Source organism: Mycobacterium sp. pV006, from assembly GCF_041287115.1.
Lineage (GTDB): Bacteria > Actinomycetota > Actinomycetes > Mycobacteriales > Mycobacteriaceae > Mycobacterium.
In genome coordinates, this window is the sequence record NZ_JBGGKT010000004.1 from 274,757 (window position 1) to 292,899 (window position 18,143).

Annotated in this window: 13 protein-coding genes; 8 read left to right on the forward strand and 5 right to left on the reverse strand. The window is 69.0% G+C overall.

The features are described from left to right. Window positions 1-191 precede the first annotated feature (191 nt). Together ACAG25_RS09090 and guaA are read left to right on the forward strand one after the other, a co-directional pair. The gene (locus tag ACAG25_RS09090; RefSeq protein ID WP_370488019.1) at window positions 192-848 is read left to right on the forward strand and encodes a response regulator; all 657 of its coding nucleotides are present in this window, start codon (window positions 192-194) and stop codon (window positions 846-848) included. Between the two features lie 184 nt (window positions 849-1,032). Then, window positions 1,033-2,592 (forward strand): glutamine-hydrolyzing GMP synthase, encoded by a 1,560-nt coding sequence (gene guaA / locus ACAG25_RS09095; RefSeq protein WP_370488020.1) that lies wholly within the window; start codon window positions 1,033-1,035, stop codon window positions 2,590-2,592. 6 nt (window positions 2,593-2,598) lie between these two features. Here the strand turns inward: guaA and ACAG25_RS09100 are convergent, their stop codons facing one another. The 3 genes from ACAG25_RS09100 to ACAG25_RS09110 are packed head-to-tail and all read right to left on the reverse strand — an operon-like array spanning window position 2,599 to window position 5,905. Next, on the reverse strand, window positions 2,599-3,462 hold the full coding sequence (locus tag ACAG25_RS09100; protein ID WP_370488021.1) for a MerR family transcriptional regulator: 864 nt from the start codon (window positions 3,460-3,462) through the stop codon (window positions 2,599-2,601). A gap of 1 nt (window position 3,463) precedes the next feature. Beyond that, window positions 3,464-4,963 carry a flavin-containing monooxygenase gene (locus ACAG25_RS09105; RefSeq protein ID WP_370488022.1) on the reverse strand — a complete coding sequence of 500 codons (1,500 nt, stop codon included), beginning with the start codon at window positions 4,961-4,963 and terminating at the stop codon, window positions 3,464-3,466. 3 nt (window positions 4,964-4,966) lie between these two features. Continuing rightward, window positions 4,967-5,905, reverse strand: coding sequence for a ferritin-like domain-containing protein (locus ACAG25_RS09110; protein ID WP_370488023.1), 939 nt, complete (start codon window positions 5,903-5,905; stop codon window positions 4,967-4,969). 156 nt (window positions 5,906-6,061) lie between these two features. Between ACAG25_RS09110 and ACAG25_RS09115 the strand changes: the two genes are divergently transcribed. Together ACAG25_RS09115 and ACAG25_RS09120 are read left to right on the forward strand one after the other, a co-directional pair. After that, entirely contained in the window at window positions 6,062-6,769 is a 708-nt protein-coding gene (locus ACAG25_RS09115; protein WP_370488024.1) for a hypothetical protein, read from the forward strand. A 7-nt stretch (window positions 6,770-6,776) separates the two neighbouring features. Further along, window positions 6,777-8,348, forward strand: a complete 1,572-nt coding sequence (locus ACAG25_RS09120) for a DNA polymerase Y family protein (RefSeq protein WP_370488025.1) — start codon at window positions 6,777-6,779, stop codon at window positions 8,346-8,348. On the opposite strand, the gene ACAG25_RS09125 is transcribed toward ACAG25_RS09120, so the two are convergent. After that, complete coding sequence (locus ACAG25_RS09125) at window positions 8,339-9,373, reverse strand: nucleoside hydrolase (RefSeq protein WP_370488026.1); 1,035 nt, start codon at window positions 9,371-9,373, stop codon at window positions 8,339-8,341. The two genes, ACAG25_RS09120 and ACAG25_RS09125, sit on opposite strands and share 10 nt — an antisense overlap. Further along, on the reverse strand, window positions 9,370-11,373 hold the full coding sequence (locus ACAG25_RS09130; RefSeq protein ID WP_370488027.1) for an SDR family oxidoreductase: 2,004 nt from the start codon (window positions 11,371-11,373) through the stop codon (window positions 9,370-9,372). Before ACAG25_RS09130 ends, ACAG25_RS09125 begins: the two co-directional genes overlap by 4 nt. 85 nt (window positions 11,374-11,458) lie before the next feature. On the opposite strand from ACAG25_RS09130, the gene ACAG25_RS09135 reads away from it, so the two are divergent. From ACAG25_RS09135 to ACAG25_RS09150, 4 genes are all read left to right on the forward strand, one after another. After that, complete coding sequence (locus tag ACAG25_RS09135; protein WP_370488028.1) at window positions 11,459-12,538, forward strand: NADH:flavin oxidoreductase; 1,080 nt, start codon at window positions 11,459-11,461, stop codon at window positions 12,536-12,538. 33 nt (window positions 12,539-12,571) lie between these two features. After that, a complete protein-coding gene (locus ACAG25_RS09140; protein WP_370488029.1) occupies window positions 12,572-13,441 on the forward strand; it encodes a MaoC/PaaZ C-terminal domain-containing protein in 870 nt (289 codons plus the stop codon). 94 nt (window positions 13,442-13,535) lie between these two features. After that, a complete protein-coding gene (locus tag ACAG25_RS09145; RefSeq protein WP_370488030.1) occupies window positions 13,536-14,702 on the forward strand; it encodes a diguanylate cyclase domain-containing protein in 1,167 nt (388 codons plus the stop codon). 39 nt (window positions 14,703-14,741) lie between these two features. After that, a complete protein-coding gene (locus ACAG25_RS09150) occupies window positions 14,742-18,044 on the forward strand; it encodes an error-prone DNA polymerase (RefSeq protein ID WP_370488031.1) in 3,303 nt (1,100 codons plus the stop codon). Window positions 18,045-18,143: the final 99 nt, after the last annotated feature.

Genomic DNA, 18,143 nt, shown 5'->3' on the forward strand with positions numbered 1-18,143 from the left:
TGACGACGGGGAGTGGCGACAGGCGAAGCGACGAAACGGCAGTTCGTAGCAACACAATCACATCGGGACGCGGAGTCTCCGACTTTGCCGAGACACGTGTCACGTGTGGTGGGATAACGGTCGCGGGCCGGTGCCGACTGCGGTTGAATACGCGCGACGACACCGGGATGTCCGTTTGGGGAGGGTGGGGAATGGCGCGGGGGGAAACGGTCCGCATCGTGATCATCGACGATCACGACGTGGTGCACGCCGGTGTGCAGGCCTGGTGCGCCGACGCCGATCCGCCGATCGAGGTGGTCGGCAGCTATCCGGGACCCGCGCAGTTCCTCGCCGACGCCGATGTCACCGCCGATGTGGTGCTGCTGGATCTGCAGATCGAGGGCAACCGGCCCGACTTCGACGCGTTGCGGCGGCTCTGCGACGGCGACACCCGGGTGATCGTGTACAGCCACATCACCGCCGACGAGGTGATCCTGACGTGCCTGGAGCTGGGCGCGGTGACCTATCTGACCAAGTCCGAAGGCAAGTTGCACCTCATCGAGGCGGTGCACGCCGCCCACTCCGGCACCCCGTATGTCGGGCCCCGGATGGGCAAGGCGCTGTTGAACGACACCACGCTGGGCCGCATCAAGTTGACCGAGCGGGAGAAACAGGTTCTGGTGGCGTGGTTCCAGACCGAGAGCAAAGAACTCGTCGCCAAACGCCTGTTCATCGCGCCGACCACGGTGCGTACCCACCTGCAGCGCGCGCGGGCGAAGTATGCGAGTGTGGGCCGGCCCGCGCCGACCAAGTCGGCGCTGCTGGCACGGGCTATCGAGGACGGGATCCTGAGCCTCAACGATCTGTGAGGCGGGTTCGTACGTTCGGGTGACAGACGGCCTGGGTGTAGGGCCGATACCGTTGCTGCGTCGGGGGATGTAATCACCGGGAGCGTCACCGCTGGTGCGACAGCCGTCTTCGGGGGGTGACGGCCGGCCCGGGTCGTGGGCGCACCGGTGACCACACACATCGCCTCCTCACTAAACTGACCGGGTGGATGCTGCAACCCCCCGCCCCGTCCTGGTTGTCGACTTCGGCGCGCAATACGCCCAGCTGATCGCCCGTCGCGTCCGGGAAGCGCGGGTCTTCTCCGAGGTCGTCCCGCACACGGCGGGAATCGACGAGATCAAGGCGCGCAACCCCCGCGCCCTCGTGCTCTCCGGCGGGCCGGCCAGCGTGTACGCCGACGGCGCGCCGCAACTGGATCCCGCGGTGTTCGATCTCGACATCCCGGTGTTCGGGATCTGCTACGGATTCCAGGCCATGGCACAGGCGCTCGGCGGCACGGTCGCCCAGACCGGTACCAGTGAGTACGGCCGCACCGAACTCAGAGTCACCGGCGGACAACTGCATTCGGATCTCCCCGAGACGCAGCCGGTGTGGATGAGCCACGGCGACGCGGTCACCGAGGCGCCGGCCGGCTTCGACGTGGTGGCCACCAGTTCCGGTGCCCCGGTCGCGGCGTTCGAGAACCGCGACCGGCGACTGGCCGGCGTGCAGTACCACCCCGAGGTGATGCACAGCCCGCACGGTCAGCAGGTGCTCAGCCGTTTCCTGCACGAGTTCGCCGGGATCGACGCCACCTGGACGCCGGCCAACATCGCCGACGCGCTCATCGAACAGGTGCGTGCCCAGATCGGGGACGGCCGCGCGATCTGCGGGCTCTCCGGCGGTGTCGACTCTGCCGTGGCGGCCGCGTTGGTGCAGCGCGCCATCGGCGACCGCCTGACGTGTGTGTTCGTCGATCACGGGCTCCTGCGGTCGGGGGAGCGGGCGCAGGTGCAGCGTGACTTCGTCTCGGCCACCGGCGCGAAGCTGGTCACCGTCGACGTGGCCGACCGCTTCCTCGAGGCGCTGTCGGGGGTGACCAACCCCGAAGGTAAACGCAAGATCATCGGACGCGAGTTCATCCGGGCGTTCGAAGGTGCCGTGCGCGACGCCGTCGACGTGTCCGGCGGCGACGTGGAATTCCTGGTGCAGGGCACGCTGTACCCCGACGTCGTCGAATCCGGTGGCGGATCGGGCACCGCGAACATCAAGAGCCACCACAACGTCGGCGGCCTGCCCGCCGACCTGAAGTTCACCCTCGTCGAACCGTTGCGGCTGTTGTTCAAAGACGAGGTGCGCGCCGTGGGGCGTGAGCTCGGACTTCCGGAGGAAATCGTTGCGCGGCAACCGTTCCCGGGGCCGGGACTGGGGATCCGGATCGTCGGTGAGGTCACCGCCGACCGGCTCGAGACGTTGCGTCGCGCCGATGCGATCGCCCGTGAGGAGCTGACCGCAGCGGGTCTGGATCACCAGATCTGGCAGTGCCCGGTGGTACTGCTCGCCGACGTCCGTTCCGTCGGGGTGCAGGGCGACGGACGGACCTACGGTCACCCGATCGTGCTGCGACCGGTTTCCAGTGAGGACGCGATGACCGCGGACTGGACCCGGGTGCCCTACGAAGTGCTGGAACGGATCTCGACGCGTATCACCAACGAGGTGCGGGAAGTCAACCGCGTGGTACTCGACATCACCAGCAAGCCGCCGGGCACCATCGAGTGGGAGTAACGCGGCCTATTCGCCTGCCGCGGACTGCTTTTCGATCAGGTCACCGAGCAACTGCGCGACCACCGTCTCGACGGCCGACTCGACGGAGAACGCCAGCGTGGCGCCGACGGCGGTGACGGCCTGGGTGCGGAAACGCACCAAAGTGGTGATCAGCTCGGCGACTTCGACGTCGTCGGGAACCGCGGCTCCGGGATTGATCTTGTCGATGACTTCCTCGAGGCCGGCCTGGACCAGGATCGCGCTGATCTGATCGAGCAGCGGGGTGACCTGCTCGTGCAGATCGATGAGCTTGTCCAGGGCCACGCCGTGCTCCCGGATCTCGGTGAACGCCTCCACCAGCGTGGGACGCACGATCGTGGCGGAGCCGGCGTCGTCGACACGGATGATGCCGAGGGACACCAGGCGGTCGAACCCGGCGGGGTCGTCGATCCGCTGCTGGGCCGCGCTCAACGACATGCGCTGTGGTTTCTCGGTGGCCCAGCTGCCCGCGATCGCCGACTCGAGGCCGAGCATGTCGCCGAGGTCCTTGCCCTGTTCCCACGCCGAGAGCATCTCCTTGACGTGGGCGATGTTGTAGCCGCGGTCCAACAGCGACGTGATCAGCCGCAGCCGCGTCAGATGGGTGTCGTTGAACAGCGCGATGCGGCCGACCCGCAGCGGCGGGTGCAGCAGACCACGGTCCCGGTAGACGCGGATGTTGCGGGTGGTGGTGCCGGCCAGCCGGGCGAGTTCGTCGATGCGGTACTCGCCGGAATCGGCGGAGCCGTGCGGTTGTACCGCGGCGTCGAACAGTTGGGACACCGCGTTTTCGACGACGTCGCGCGAACCGCGGCGGATGCGCCGCAGGATGGTCTGGATCGGTCCGGACATCTCAGGCCGTCGACGTCGCACGCGCGCGTGCGTCTCGGGCCACCGCGGTGTAGTCCTCGGATCGGAAGTCGAGCATCTGTCGACGATACTGGGTGGCCAACCCGGGATACATCGCCGCATTGTGTCCGTCGGCGGTGAGATACCAACTGCGGCAGCCCGACATGAACGTCGTCTTCGCCAGGTCGGTCTGCAGTCGGTCGTTGTACCGGCGTTGCGCCTCGGCGCGCACGTCGAGGTAGCGCAGATCTCGGTGCAGCAGCGTGGTGATCGCGGTGACGGTGTAGGCGATCTGCGCTTCCACATAGACCAGCAGCGAGTTGTGGCCGGGCCCGGAGTTCGGCCCGGTCAGGACGAACAGGTTCGGGTAGCCGTGGACGTTGATGCTCTTGTAGGCCTCGGCGTGGTGGGCCCAGTCCTGCTGCAGCGAGCGACCGCCGATCCCGGTGACCGGGAACGGCGGCCCGGTCAGGTGTACGTCGTATCCGGTGGCGAACACGATGGCGTCGAGATGGTGCTCGATGCCGTCGCTGGTGCGGATCCCTGCCGGACTGAGGGTGGCGATGGGCCAGGTGATCAGTTTGCAGTTGTCCCGTTGCAGCGCAGGGTAGTAGTCGCCGGAGACGAGGGTGCGCTTGCATCCCGGGGTGAAGTCCGGGGTGAGTTGGCGGCGCAGCCACGGATCTTTGACCTGGGCGCGGAGGTGGGCCTTGCCGACTTCGGCGAACAGCCGACTGATGGGGGTGTCCCACACCAGTCCCGCGGCGCCCGCTTCGTGACCCCAGTACAGCGCCTGGCGCAGAAGGTCCTGGGTGAACGGGACTTTGGCGAACAGCGCGCGGGCCGGCGCGGGCAGTGGCGCGTCGATACGCGGCAACACCCAACCGGGTGTCCGCTGGAACACCTTGACGAATTGTGCGCTCTTGACCAGTTCGGGAACGATCTGCACGGCGCTGGCGCCGGTGCCGATCACCGCGACCCGCTTTCCGGAGAAATCGTAGTCGTGATCCCAAGCGGCGCTGTGGATCTTGTGTCCGGTGAAGGTGTCGATGCCGCGGATGTCCGGCCAGGTGTGGTCGGCCAGCGGTCCGGTGGCCAGCACCACGGTGCGGGCACGGATGGTTCTGCGGCGACCGGTCTTCGCGGTCCACACCCCGGTGCGCTCGTCGAAGTCCAGTCCGGTGATCTCGGTGCCGAATCGGATCAGCGGACGCAATCCGTACGCGTCGGTGAGGTTTTCGATGTAGTCGTAGATCTCCGCCGCCGACGGATAGGTCCGGGACCAGTTCGGGTTCGGGGCGAACGAGAACGAGTACAGCAGTGACGGAATATCGCAGGCCGCACCGGGATAGGTGGTGTCGCGCCAGGTGCCACCCACCCGGTCGCTGCGCTCGACGATCACCAGGTCGGTGATCCCGGACTCCCGGAGTCTGATCGCGCTGCCGAGCCCGCTCAGGCCGGCACCGACGATCAGGGTGTCGTGAACACGCTTGCCGCCGGCCATGTCTCAGGCCGCCGGCTCGTGGGTGAGCTCCTTGAACCAGCTGGGGATGGGCCGCAGCAACGACCGAGGATAGCGTTCGGACATCCACACCATCGAGTTGGCCAGCAGGTGATACGGGTGGTGGGGGTTGACGACCATCGCCGCGTGGCGTTTGAGCACCCGGTAGGTCGGAACCCGGTGGGTGTGTTCACCGCGTTCGCCCAGCGCGCCGAACCGTTTGACGGCGTTGTAGAGGCGCTCCGGTTCCAGGCCCATGGCGACGATCTCGTTGCGGAGGCGGTTGAGCAGCGGGATGTACATCACCGCGCCGATGATCAGGCCGGGGGTGGCGACATTGCCGACGAACTCGATGGCCAACCGGCGCAGGTCGGCGTGGCCGATCATGTCGAGCACCGCGAAATCCACGGCGATATGCCGGGATTCGTCGTTGTTGATCTTCTCGAACACCTGGTGGCAGACGGGGTCGTCGACCTCCTCGAGGAGGAACTTCAGCAGGGCGCCGTCGAGGGCGACCTCGAGCATCGGGATGACCGTGCCCAGGATGGACAGCGACATGTCGTCGGCGTAGGTGTCCAGCCAGTCCATCGCAAGCCGGATGTTGACGTTGGGTTCGGGCATTGCGGGCCGCCCGCCTTCGGTCACCTCGTCGAGCATGCCCCACCGCTTCATCAGTGCCAGTTCGGCATTGGCGTGCCGTTGTTCCTCGGCGTGAAAGTAGCGGTAGATCTCGGCGATGGTCGGTGTCGGTGCCTTCTTGGCCAGCGCCGCGAATCCGCGGGCGCCGATGTTCTCGATCCAGCACAGGTCGGCCATGAAGGCCTTGAGCTTGGGGCGTTGTTCGTCGGTGATGCGTTCGGCGCCCGGGGCGTCCCAGTCGATGTCGGCCAGTGCCCACTGCCGGTCCTTGATCTTCGCCAACATCGCGTCCATGTCGATGGCCATGCCCGGATACAACTCTCAATGATGACATTTGTCAATGTCACATTTCGGTGATGGCGTCGTGATTCTGGTTGACGTCTGTCGGAGGGCAGGTGTTTACTGGCGACATCGAACAAATTTTCGATAACAGATGATTCGGGTGAGGTGAAAGGTGCTGCTGTGACCACTGCAAAAGCGCTGAACCGCTGTCCGATCAAACGCGCTGAACAGGTCGAACAGCTGCGCAAGCAGATGGCGTCGGTGTCCGGCAAGGTGGGTGTGGGCCGGCGGCCCATCGAACCGTCGGCAGACCCTGCGCCTGTCTCGGAAACTTTGCTGGCGGACCCCGATTCTCTACCGGAACCGCTGGCGGAGGTGCTTCCGGCATCGTTGCCGCGCGGCACTGTCGCCGTCGTGTCGGGGGCCCGCTCTCTGCAACTGGGCCTCGTGGCTGCGGTCACCGCCGCGGGCGGGCACGTCGCGATCATCGGCCAACCCGACGTCGGCCTCCTGGCCGCCGTCGAGATGGGGGCCGATCTCAGTCGCATCGCGGTCATCCCCGAACCGGGGGCCGACCCGGTCGAGGTGGCTGCCGTGCTGATGGACGGCATGGACCTGGTGGTGCTCGGGTTGGGTGGCCGGTGCGTACCGGCCACGCGGGCCCGGGCATTGGTCGCCCGCGCCCGCCAGCGCGGGTGCACTCTGCTGGTCGCCGACGGGGACTGGCAGGGAGCCTCCGCCCGATTGGAGGCCCGGGTCAGTGGCTACGAGATCACCGGCGGCCGTGGCGGACAGCCCATTCCCGGGTGCGGTCGGATCAGCCGGGTGCGGTTGACCACGCGTGCGCGGGGACGTCTCGCGGGTCCGGCCCGCGTCGTGGGCAGCTGAGCGGCCGATGGCGCAGAGCAGGGTCCTCGCGTTGTGGTGCATGGACTGGCCGGCGGTCGCCGCGGCGGCTGCCGCGGAGCTGCCCCCTACCGTCCCGGTGGCGGTCACGTTGGCCAACCGCGTCATCGCCTGTTCGGCGGCCGCACGCGCGGTCGGGGTCCGCCGCGGGCTGCGCCGGCGGGAGGCGCAGGCCCGCTGCCCGGAATTGCACGTGGTCACCGCCGACCACACCCGCGATGCCCGGCACTTCGAGCGCGTGACCGCGGCGGTCGACGAACTGGTTCCGCGCGCCGAGGTGCTGCGCCCCGGGCTGCTGGTGCTGACGGTGCGCGGGGCCGCCCGATACTTCGGTTCCGAGCAGCTTGCCGCCGAACGTCTGGTCGACGCGGTCGCCGCGGCCGGCGCCGAATGCCAGGTCGGCATCGCCGACCAGCTGCCCACAGCGGTGTTCGCCGCGCGGGCCGGCCGCATCATCACGGCCGGCGGCGACGCGGAGTTCCTGGCGCCGTTGTCGATCCGCCAGCTGGCCACCGAACCCAGCCTGTCGTCCGCCTCCAGGGAAGACCTCTCAGACCTGTTGTGGCGCCTCGGTATCCGCACGCTGGGGCAGTTCGCGGCGCTGTCCCGAAGCGATGTCGCGTCCCGGTTCGGCGCCGACGCGGTGATCGCGCACCGGGTGGCCTGCGGTGAGTCCGCCCGAGGTCCGTCGGGGCGGGAACCGGAGGAGGACCTCGACGCGGTGCTGGAGTGCGATCCGCCCATCGACCGGGTGGATGCGGCGGCGTTCGCGGGACGGTCGCTGGCCGGCATCCTGCACCGCAGTCTGGCCGCGGCCGGGGTGGGCTGCACCCGCCTGGCCATCCACGCCGTCACCGCCGACGGGCGGGAGCTGGAACGGGTGTGGCGGTGCGCCGAGCCGCTGACCGAGGACGCCACCGCCGACCGGGTGCGCTGGCAGCTCGACGGCTGGCTGAACCGGCGCAACCCGCAGGACCGGCCCGGGGCGCCGATCACGGTGTTGCGGCTGCGTCCGGTCGAGGTGGTGTCGGCCGAGGCCCTGCAGCTGCCGCTGTGGGGCGGGCTCGGCGAGGAGGACCGGCTGCGGGCGCGGCGTGCGCTGGTGCGGGTTCAGGGGCTGCTCGGCCCGGACGCCGTGCGGGTCCCGGTGCTCAGCGGAGGCCGCGGCCCCGCCGAACGCATCACCTTCACCGCACTCGGCGATGAGCTTGCGCCCCAGGCCGATCCGCGTCAGCCGTGGCCCGGTCAACTGCCTGAACCGTCCCCGGCGGTGCTGCTCGACGACCCGATCGAGGTCTTCGATGCCGAGGGGGCGCCGGTGCGGGTCACGGCGCGGGGATTGTTCTCCGCCGACCCGTTCCGGTTGACCGCGCCGGGACGCTCGGGCCGGGTGTCCTGGTGGGCAGGCCCGTGGCCGGTCGACGAACGGTGGTGGGACCCCTCGCAGGCAAAGGGCGGCCGAGCGGCACGCGTACAGGTCCTCGTCGGCGCCGACCCTCCGCAGGCGCTGCTGCTGTGTTACCGGCAGCGCCATTGGTACCTCGAGGGGGCCTACGAGTGAGGCAGCTGCGCGGCGAACCCACCCACCCGCGCGATGAACCGGTCGAAGAACACGCGCGGGTCCACCGCAACCCCGATGCGCGCGTTGGGTTCCCGGCCCCATCGTCGGCTCCAGTCGGCGATCGTCATGCCGCGGGTCAGGGTGCCGGTCAACTCGACGTCCACCGGGGCGGCCCGGCAGGTCACCAGCTCCGGGTCCAACGCCACCGCCGCAGCCAACGGGTCGTGCAGATGCGCCAGATAGCCCTCGCCGCAGTCGTGATGGAACTCGAAGTAGAACCGCATCGCGTCCTCGAGCACCCGGATCAACGGGTGGCTCGCGGTCGACCGGGTTCCTCGCTCGTCGTGCTCGGACATCGGCGACGACGACGCTCCGGCGGCATCGGCCAGCGCACTCATCAGCTCCGGGGTCATCATGACGTTCTCGGTCAGGTTGAGGCCCAACACGATCGGCGGCTCGTCTGCGTCGGAGAATCCCGCGAACACCTCGGCGGCGGCTTCGGGGTCGACGCTGACGTTCCATTCGGCCACCGGGGTGGTGTTGCCGCGGTAGTCGAACGCGCCGCCCATGATCACCAGCCGTTTGATCAACCGCGGCAGTTCGGGCTCGATGCGCAACGCCAGCGCCAGGTTGGTCAACGGACCGACTGCCGTCGCAACGAGTTCACCGGGATACGCGCGGGCGGCGCGCACCCAGGCCTGCGCCGCATCGTAGGTCGTCAGCTCCGCCGTAGGGGCGGGCAACTGCGCATACCCGAGACCCTGCGGGCCGTGGGTGTCCTCAGCGGTGCGCAACGGCGTGCTCAACGGGCTCTCCGAGCCCTTCGACACCGGCACGTCGGTCCGCCCGCACAGCTGCAGCAGCCCCAGGTTGTTCTCGCAAACCTGGTGCACACCAACGTTGCCCGCGGTCGAAGCGATGCCGACCACGTCGGCTTCCGGACTGCCGAACAGGTACACCAGCGCCATCGCGTCGTCCACCCCGGTGTCGACGTCGACGAAGACGGGGTGCCGTCCCGCGCTCACCAATGCACGCCGGGCAGCAGCCGCACCGCCCGCTTGACCGGGCGCGGGATCCGCAGCGCCGGCACAGTGAGGCTCGGGCGGGCAGGCGGCGGGGTCTGCGGCCGGTCCGCTTGGTCCTCGATCTCGCCGCGGGCCGCCGGAGAGTCGGGATAGCCCAGTGACAGCTGATGCAGGAAGCGACGCGCGAGCTTCGGGGTCAGATAGGTGCCGAAGTCGGCGAACGTGCCGATCGGGGTGTCGATGCGCACCGGCTTCTCGACCAGCGCGCGCACCACCATCGCCGCCGCGTGCTCGGGCGAGATCGCCGGGGCCGGGTTCAACCGCCCGGACGGTTCGATCATCGGGGTGGCCACCAGCGGCATGTGGATCGTGGTGAACGTGATGTGGTCGGACAGGGTTTCGGCGCCGACCACATGGGCGAACGCGTCCAGCGCCGCCTTGCTCGGGATGTAGGCGCTGTAGCGCGGGTTGTGTGCCTGCGCGCCCGCCGAGGACACGTTGACCACATGACCGAATCGGCGTTCGCGCCAGTGCGGGAGCAGCGCCAGCACCATGCGCACCGCGCCGAAGTAGTTGACCGCCATCACCCGCTCGTAGTCGTGCAGACGATCGGTCGAGGAGTAGACCGAGCGGCGAATCGACCGGCCGGCGTTGTTCACCAGGTAGTCGACGTGGCCGAACCGGCCCAGGATGTCCTTGACGGTGTGCTCGACGGTCTCGGAGTCGGTCACGTCGCACGTGAACGCGTGCGCGTCGCCGCCGGCGGCGCGGATCTCGGCGATCAGCTCGTCGAGTGCCTGCCCGTCGCGGGCCAGCGCGAACACCGTGGCGCCCCGTGCGGCGACGGCGACGGCCGAGGACCTGCCGATCCCGCTGGACGCGCCGGTGATGATCACGTGCTTGCCCACCAGCGGTCCGGCCGGATCGTCGCGGCGGGCCCGGTCGGGGTCGAGGTGCTCGGCCCAGTACCGCCACAGTCGGGGAGCGTAGGACGCGAAGTCCGGCACCCGGATATCGGTGTCGCGCAACGCTTCTGTGGTGCGGTCGCACGTGAACGTCGGGGCGAGCTCGACCACGTCGAGGACTTCTCCGGGCACCCCGAGCTGGGTGGCCGCGACGTTGCGCATCGCCTTGGCCGGTCCCCGGGCCCGCAGCACCGGGGTGGTCACCGCCCGCGGCAGCGAACCGACCACCGGCGGCAACCCGGCGGCGGGGGCGACGCCGCGGTAGATCTCGCGCAGGCTGATCGACTCCGGGGCGGTCAGATGGAAGGTCTGCCCGTCGTGGCCGGGACGGCGCATCAACGCGGTCAGCGCGTCGACGACATAGTCGACCGGGACGATGTTGGTGCGGCCCGCGTCGGGAACGAACATCGGTGTGACGCGCGGCAGCGCAGCCATCCTGGCCAGCAGTCCAAAGAAGTAGTACGGCCCGTCGACCTTGTCCATCTCCCCGGTTCGGGAGTCACCGACGACGATGGCCGGTCGGTAAATCCGGAACCTCAGATCCGTCGTCGACCGGACCAACTGCTCGGCTTCGAACTTGGTGCGGTGGTACGGGGTCGGCAGCTTCTGCCCGACGTCGAAGTGGTCCTCGGTGAAGACCCCTCGATGGGTGCCGGCCACCGCGATCGACGACACGTGGTGCAGCGTGGCGTTCCAGCGCTGTGCCAGCGCGATGACCGTGCGGGTGCCGTCGACGTTGGCCTCCCGGTGTTTTCGCGCCGGGGCGGTCAGGTCGTAGACCGCCGCGCAGTGCACGACATGGTCCACTGTTCCGACGAGCTCCAGGGTGTCCGCGGAGAGGCCGAACTCCCGGGCGGTCAGGTCGCCGACGAGGGCCTCGACCCGGTCATCCCAGTCCCGGGCCAGTCGTTCGAACCGGCTCAGCGAGCCGCGGCGAACCAGGACGTGGACGGTTTCGGTGTCCGGCAGGGTCAGCAGCCGAGAGACCAGGTGACGGCCGATGAATCCGGTACCGCCGGTCACGACATAGCGCATTCCTGCCATGCTCACGCGTTGTCGGACAAAGGTCAACCGTCGCCCCCATCATCCGATCGAGCGCGCCCCTGAGAGCATGTGCCCCGTGACCGACTTATCCGATTCGCTGGACTTCGCACACGGGCCGAGCTGGGCCAACAGACTGGCGCTGGCACCGCTGACCAATCTCCAGAGCAACGTCGACGGGTCGGTCCACGACGACGAGTACGATTGGCTGGTCGCGCGCGCCCGCGGCGGATTCGGCATGGTGATGACCGCCGCGGCGTATGTCGAACCGGCCGGGCGAACCTTTCCGGGCCAGCTGGGCATCAGCGACGACGACCACCTCCCCGGTCTGCGCCGCCTCGCTGCCGGACTGCGCGCGGGCGGCGCGGTCTCGGTGATCCAGTTGCAACACGGTGGGCGCCGCGCCGAAACGGCGTTGACCGGGCGGCCCGTCGTCGGGGTGTGGGACGACCCGCGGCGAGGCGCGACCGCGCTCACCACCGCGGGCGTCGAACAGGTGGTCCAGGATTTCGTCGAGGCGGCGGTCCGCGCCGAGAAGGCCGGTTTCGACGGTGCCGAGATCCACGGCGCGCACGGCTACCTGCTCGCGCAGTTCCTGGACGGCCGCAACAACCAGCGCACCGACCGGTATGGCGGATCACGGGAGAACCGGTTCCGCGTCATCCACGAGATCGTCGCCGGGATCCGCGCGGCGACGTCGGCGGACTTCCAACTGGGACTTCGATTGTCGCCCGAGCGGTACGGCATCGTGCTGGACGAGTCGCGCGCGCTGGCCGAGGAGGTGCTCGCGTCCGGCCTGCTCGACTACCTGGATCTATCCCTGTGGGATGTGTTCAAGGAGCCGCACGAGCCCGGCTACACCGGCGATCAGCTCATCGACCTGTTCACCGACCTTCCCCGCGGTGACACCCGCGTCGGCGTGGCAGGAAAGATCTTCACCGGCGCCACCGCGCGCGAATGTCTGTCTCGGGGAGCTGATTTCGTGTTGATCGGGACGGCGGGAATTCTGCATCACGACTTCGCCCGGCGGGTCCTGTCCGATCCCGGTTTTCGGGCCGTCTCCCATCCGGTGCCGGCCGAGCACCTGGTCGCCGAATTGGTCGGGCCGCGGTTTCTGGAATATCTGTCGACCAACTGGGATGACATGGTCGCCTCCTAGAGGGAGCCGGTGCAGGGCGCTACTCTCACGCGCATGCCCATCGATCCCCACGCCATCGGCGCCCAGACCGAGCCGCAACTGTTCGAGTGGACCGACCGCGACACCCTGCTCTACGCGCTCGGGGTCGGCGCGGGCATCGAGGATCTCGCGCTGACGACGGAGAACAGCCACGACGTCGCCCAGCAGGTGCTGCCCACCTACGCCGTGATCGCGTGCTCGCCGTTCGCCGCGGCCACGATGATCGGCAGCTTCGACTTCAGTCGGTTGCTGCACGGTTCGCAGAGCATCCGGGTGCATGCCCCGTTGCCACCCGCCGGTCGGCTCAGCGTCGTGGCCGAGGTGGCCGACATCCAGGACAAGGGACCCGGCAAGAACGCCGTCGTGATGCTCAAGGGCACCGGCACCGATCCCGAGTCCGGCCAGACACTGGCCGAGACCCTGACCACGTTGGTGATCCGCGGCGAGGGCGGGTTCGGCGGGCAGCCGGGACAACGGCCGGCAGCCCCGGAGATCCCCGAGCGCACCCCCGACGCCACGGTCGAGTTGCCCACCCGCGAGGACCAGGCCCTCATCTACCGGCTGTCCGGGGATCGCAACCCGCTGCACAGCGACCCGTGGTTCGCTGCGCTGGCGGGATTCCCGAAGCCGATCCTGCATGGCCTGTGCACCTACGGCGTCGCGGGGCGGGCGTTGGTCTCGGAACTGGGCGGCGGGGATGCCACCAAGGTGACCACGGTCGCGGCCCGGTTCAGCGCACCCGTCTTTCCCGGGGATACGCTGCGGACTTCGATCTGGCGGACGGGTGCGGGTCGTGCCGTTTTCCGAACCGAGGCCCTCGACCCGCGGGGCGACGGCGACGCGCGGCTGGTTCTTGACGACGGCGAAGCGGAGTTCGTCGGCTGAACTGCCGAGAAGTCTTTGCTGGGCTGGTAGCCTTCGGCAGAGTCGGGGCCCGTTGATCTGGCCTGGTGATGCCTTGACCGGGGATAGGCGAGAGATGGACCGTTTGCGCGATTCGGTGGCCGACATCGTCCGGCCAGAGCTTTGGCGTACCGATCAGTACTACTGGTTCACTGCGGCCCTGGCTGCCCGTGGCATGCAGACCACCGGAAGTCGGCTGATCGCCGCCAGTCTGGCGCTGTTCGGGCTGGTACCGCTGGCGCTCATCTACAGCGGTCAGGCCTCGCCGACTCTGCCGTCGAAGATCTTCGCGGGGGTCGTGGCGGTAGCCGCGTTCGGGTCGGCGGGCATGTGGTTGAGGGACCGCTGGCCCAACCGTCTGCAGTCGTTGGTGTGCGCGGGTGTGGGGTGCGTCGTCGTCGCGACCACGGCCCTGAGCGCGACCGATCCGCTGTTCGGCTTCCTCAGCTTGACGGTCTTCGTGCTGATCAGCGTCTACGTCGTGTCCTTCCACACGGCGAGGCTGTTGGCCGTCGCCTGGGTGGTTTTGGGCGCGGTGACCGTGGTGCTGTTCCTGCGTCTGGCCGAAGACCACCTGGCGCTGGCGCTGACCGCGGCGGTGTTCGTGGTGCTGGTCAACATGTTCGTCGCGTATTCGTTCCGGTTGGTGGTCAGACTGGTCGAACCCGACGCCGATCACGCCGACATCGAACAGCTCACCGGGTTGCGGCACCGCGATGCGTTCTACCGGGATGTGGCCACGTTGCTGGCCTCGCGCAGTCGCAGCGACGACAAGTACCTCGTGGTGGTGGCCGTCAACATCGACAGCTTCTCGCTGTTGCTCGGGCTGTCGGGCTCGCGCGGCGGGAACCGTGCGCGGGTGACGGTCGGCCAGGCGCTGCGGGAGACGGTGCGCCACAACGCGATCGTCGCGCACGTCTCCGACGACGACTTCCTGGTCGCCGACTCGTTCACCACCGCTGATGCCTCTCCGCTGGTCGAGCGGATTCGCGGCGCCATCGCCGCGACGCCGCAGAAGCTGACCGCCAGCATCGGTGTGGTGTGCACGCCGCTGCCGCCGCTGGCCGCCGAGCCGCCCGACGAGGTGCTCGACAAGCTCATCGGGATCGCGACCCAGGCCATCGAGCAGGCGCGCATGGCCGGCGGTAATCAGGTGCGCTACGTGCTGCGGCCGAACCTGGAGGACGGGGACGGCAACGGCGACGATGGGGGCGGCTGGCCCGACGAGGACCACAGCGCCTGACGCTTCCCTTGTCGAACACATGTTCGATATCCTAGGTGGGTGAGTTGGCACACGGGCCCACCGAGCTGGGGCGAAATGGAGCGGGTGCTGACGGGCAAGCCGCGCCGGGCCGGCTGGCCGATAGATTCCCAGCGCGAACCGATCGGCGACGGCGGGGACAGTCCCGCCTGGTCGCGGAAACGTGGCCGGTACGAACCGGTGGACGGGCCCCGGCAGGGCTCGACGGTGCCGTACGCCGAGTTGCACGCCCATTCGGCGTACAGCTTCCTCGACGGCGCCAGCACGCCTGAGGAGCTGGTGGAGGAGGCCGCGCGGCTGGGCCTGAAGGCGATCGCCCTGACCGACCACGACGGTCTCTACGGGGTGGTGCGGTTCGCCGAAGCGGCCCGGGAGCTGGACATGGCCACGGTGTTCGGCGCCGAGCTGTCACTGGGCGGAGGCAGCCGCACCGAGGATCCCGATCCGCCTGGGCCGCACCTGCTGGTGCTGGCCCGCGGGCCGGAAGGTTATCGGCGGCTGTCGCGGCAGCTGGCGGCAGCGCACCTGGCCGGCGGCGAGAAAGGGGTGCTGCGTTACGACTACGACGCGCTGACCGAGGCGGCCGGCGGGCACTGGCAGATCCTCACCGGGTGCCGCAAGGGACACGTCCGTCAGGCGCTCGAGCGGGGCGGCGCAGAAGCCGCCGAGAAGGCGTTGGCCGACCTGGTGGACCGGTTCGGCCGCGACCGCGTCACCGTGGAGCTCACCCGGCACGGCCATCCGCTCGACGACGAACGCAACGCCGTTCTGGCGGGGTTGGCGGCCCGGTTCGGGTTGACCGTGGTGGCCACCACCGCCGCGCACTTCGCCGAACCGAGCAGGGGGCGGCTGGCCGCGGCCATGGCGGCGATCCGGGCCCGCAACTCGATCGACGAGGCCGCCGGGTACCTCGCCCCACTCGGGGGTGCGCATCTGCGCTCGGGAGACGAGATGGCGCGGCTGTTCGCGCACTGCCCGCAGGTGGTCACCGCAGCCGCCGACCTCGGCGAGCAGTGCGCGTTCGCGCTGTCGCTGATCGCCCCGCAGCTGCCGCCGTTCGAGGTGCCCGCCGGGCACACCGAGAACAGCTGGCTGCGGCATCTGGTGATGACCGGGGCTCGGGAACGCTACGGGCCGCCCGCACATGCGCCCCGGGCGTACGCGCAGATCGAGCACGAGCTGCGGATCATCGAACAACTGAACTTCCCGGGCTACTTCCTGGTGGTGCACGACATCACCCGGTTCTGCCGGGAGAACAACATCCTGTCGCAGGGCCGAGGCTCGGCGGCCAACTCCGCGGTCTGCTACGCACTGAAGGTCACCAACGTCGACCCGGTGGCCAACGAGCTGCTGTTCGAACGGTTCCTGTCACCGGCGCGCGACGGGCCACCCGACATCGACATCGACATCGAATCCGACCTGCGCGAGAAGGCCATCCAATACGTCTACCAGCGCTACGGCCGCGAGTACGCCGCCCAGGTCGCCAACGTGATCACCTACCGCGGACGCAGCGCGGTGCGTGACATGGCGCGCGCGCTGGGGTATTCGCAAGGGCAGCAGGACGCGTGGAGCAAACAGTTCAGCCAGTGGGGCCGGCTGACCGATGCGACCCATACCGAGGGGATCCCCGAACAGGTCATCGAACTGGCCCAACAGATCTCGAACCTGCCCCGCCACATGGGAATCCATTCCGGCGGCATGGTGATCTGTGACCGGCCCATCGCCGACGTGTGCCCGGTGGAGTGGGCGCGCATGGAGAACCGCAGTGTGCTGCAGTGGGACAAAGACGACTGCGCGGCAATCGGTTTGGTGAAGTTCGACATGCTGGGTCTGGGCATGCTCTCGGCGCTGCACTACGCCATCGACCTGGTGCGCGAGCACAAGGGCATCGAGGTCGATCTGGCCAAACTGGACCTGTCCGAACCCGCGGTGTACGAGATGCTGCAGCGCGCGGATTCGGTCGGGGTGTTCCAGGTGGAGTCCCGCGCGCAGATGGCCACGCTGCCCCGGTTGAAGCCGCGGGTGTTCTACGACCTGGTGGTCGAGGTCGCGCTGATCCGCCCGGGGCCGATCCAGGGCGGCTCGGTGCACCCGTACATCAAGCGTCGCAACGGGGAGGAGGCCGTCACCTACGAGCATCCGTCGATGGAGCCGGCGCTCCGGAAAACGTTGGGGGTGCCGCTGTTTCAGGAACAGCTGATGCAGGTCGCCGTGGACTGCGCCGGGTTCTCCGCGGTCGAGGCCGACCAGCTGCGCCGCGCGATGGGCTCCAAGCGCTCGACGGAGAAGATGCGCCGGCTGCGCAACCGGTTCTTCCAGGGGATGGCCGAGTTGCACGGCATCACCGGCGAGGTGGCCGAACGGATCTACGAGAAACTGGAGGCGTTCGCCAATTTCGGTTTCCCGGAGAGCCATTCGCTGAGCTTCGCGTCGCTGGTGTTCTACTCGTCGTGGTTCAAGCTGCACCATCCGGCGGCGTTCTGCGCCGCGCTGCTGCGGGCGCAGCCGATGGGGTTCTACTCACCGCAGTCGCTGGTCGCCGACGCACGCCGCCACGGGGTGACCGTGCACGGCCCGGACGTCAACGCCAGCCTGTCCTACGCCACCCTGGAGAACGACGGTCTGGACGTGCGGCTGGGGCTGGGCAGCGTCCGCCACATCGGTACCGACCTGGCCGAACGGCTGGTCGAGGAACGAAAAGCACACGGGGAGTACACCTCTCTGCTCGACCTGACCGCTCGGGTGCAGCTGACGGTGCCGCAGACCGAGGCGCTGGCCACCGCGGGGGCGCTGGGTTGCTTCGGCATCACCCGCCGCGAGGGGTTGTGGGCTGCGGGAGCGGCGGCGTCCGAGCGGCCGGACCGGCTGCCCGGCGTCGGCAGCTCGTCGCATGTCCCGGCGTTGCCCGGTATGAGCGAGTTGGAGTTGACCGTGGCCGACGTGTGGGCCACCGGGGTGTCACCCGACCGCTTCCCGACGCAGTTCCTGCGCGAGGATCTGGCGGCGATGGGGGTGGTGCCCGCCGACCGGCTGCTGTCCGTTCCCGACGGCACCCGGGTGCTGGTGGCCGGCGCGGTGACCCATCGCCAGCGACCGGCCACCGCCCAGGGAGTGACGTTCGTCAACCTCGAGGACGAGACCGGGATGGTCAACGTGCTGTGCACCCCGGGGGTGTGGTCTCGGCACCGAAAGCTCGCGCAGACCGCGTCGGCGCTGGTGGTGCGCGGTGTGGTGCAGAACGCCACCGGCGCGGTGACCGTGGTCGCCGACCGCCTGGGCCCGCTGCGGATGCAGGTGGCCTCGAAGTCGCGCGACTTCCGCTAGCCGCCTTGCACCGGCGAGTTGCACCGCCGAGTTGCACCGCGAGCGCGCGCGTCTGCGGGTCGGCGCGCCGGGCCACGACAGCATTTTGCGCGCTCTCGT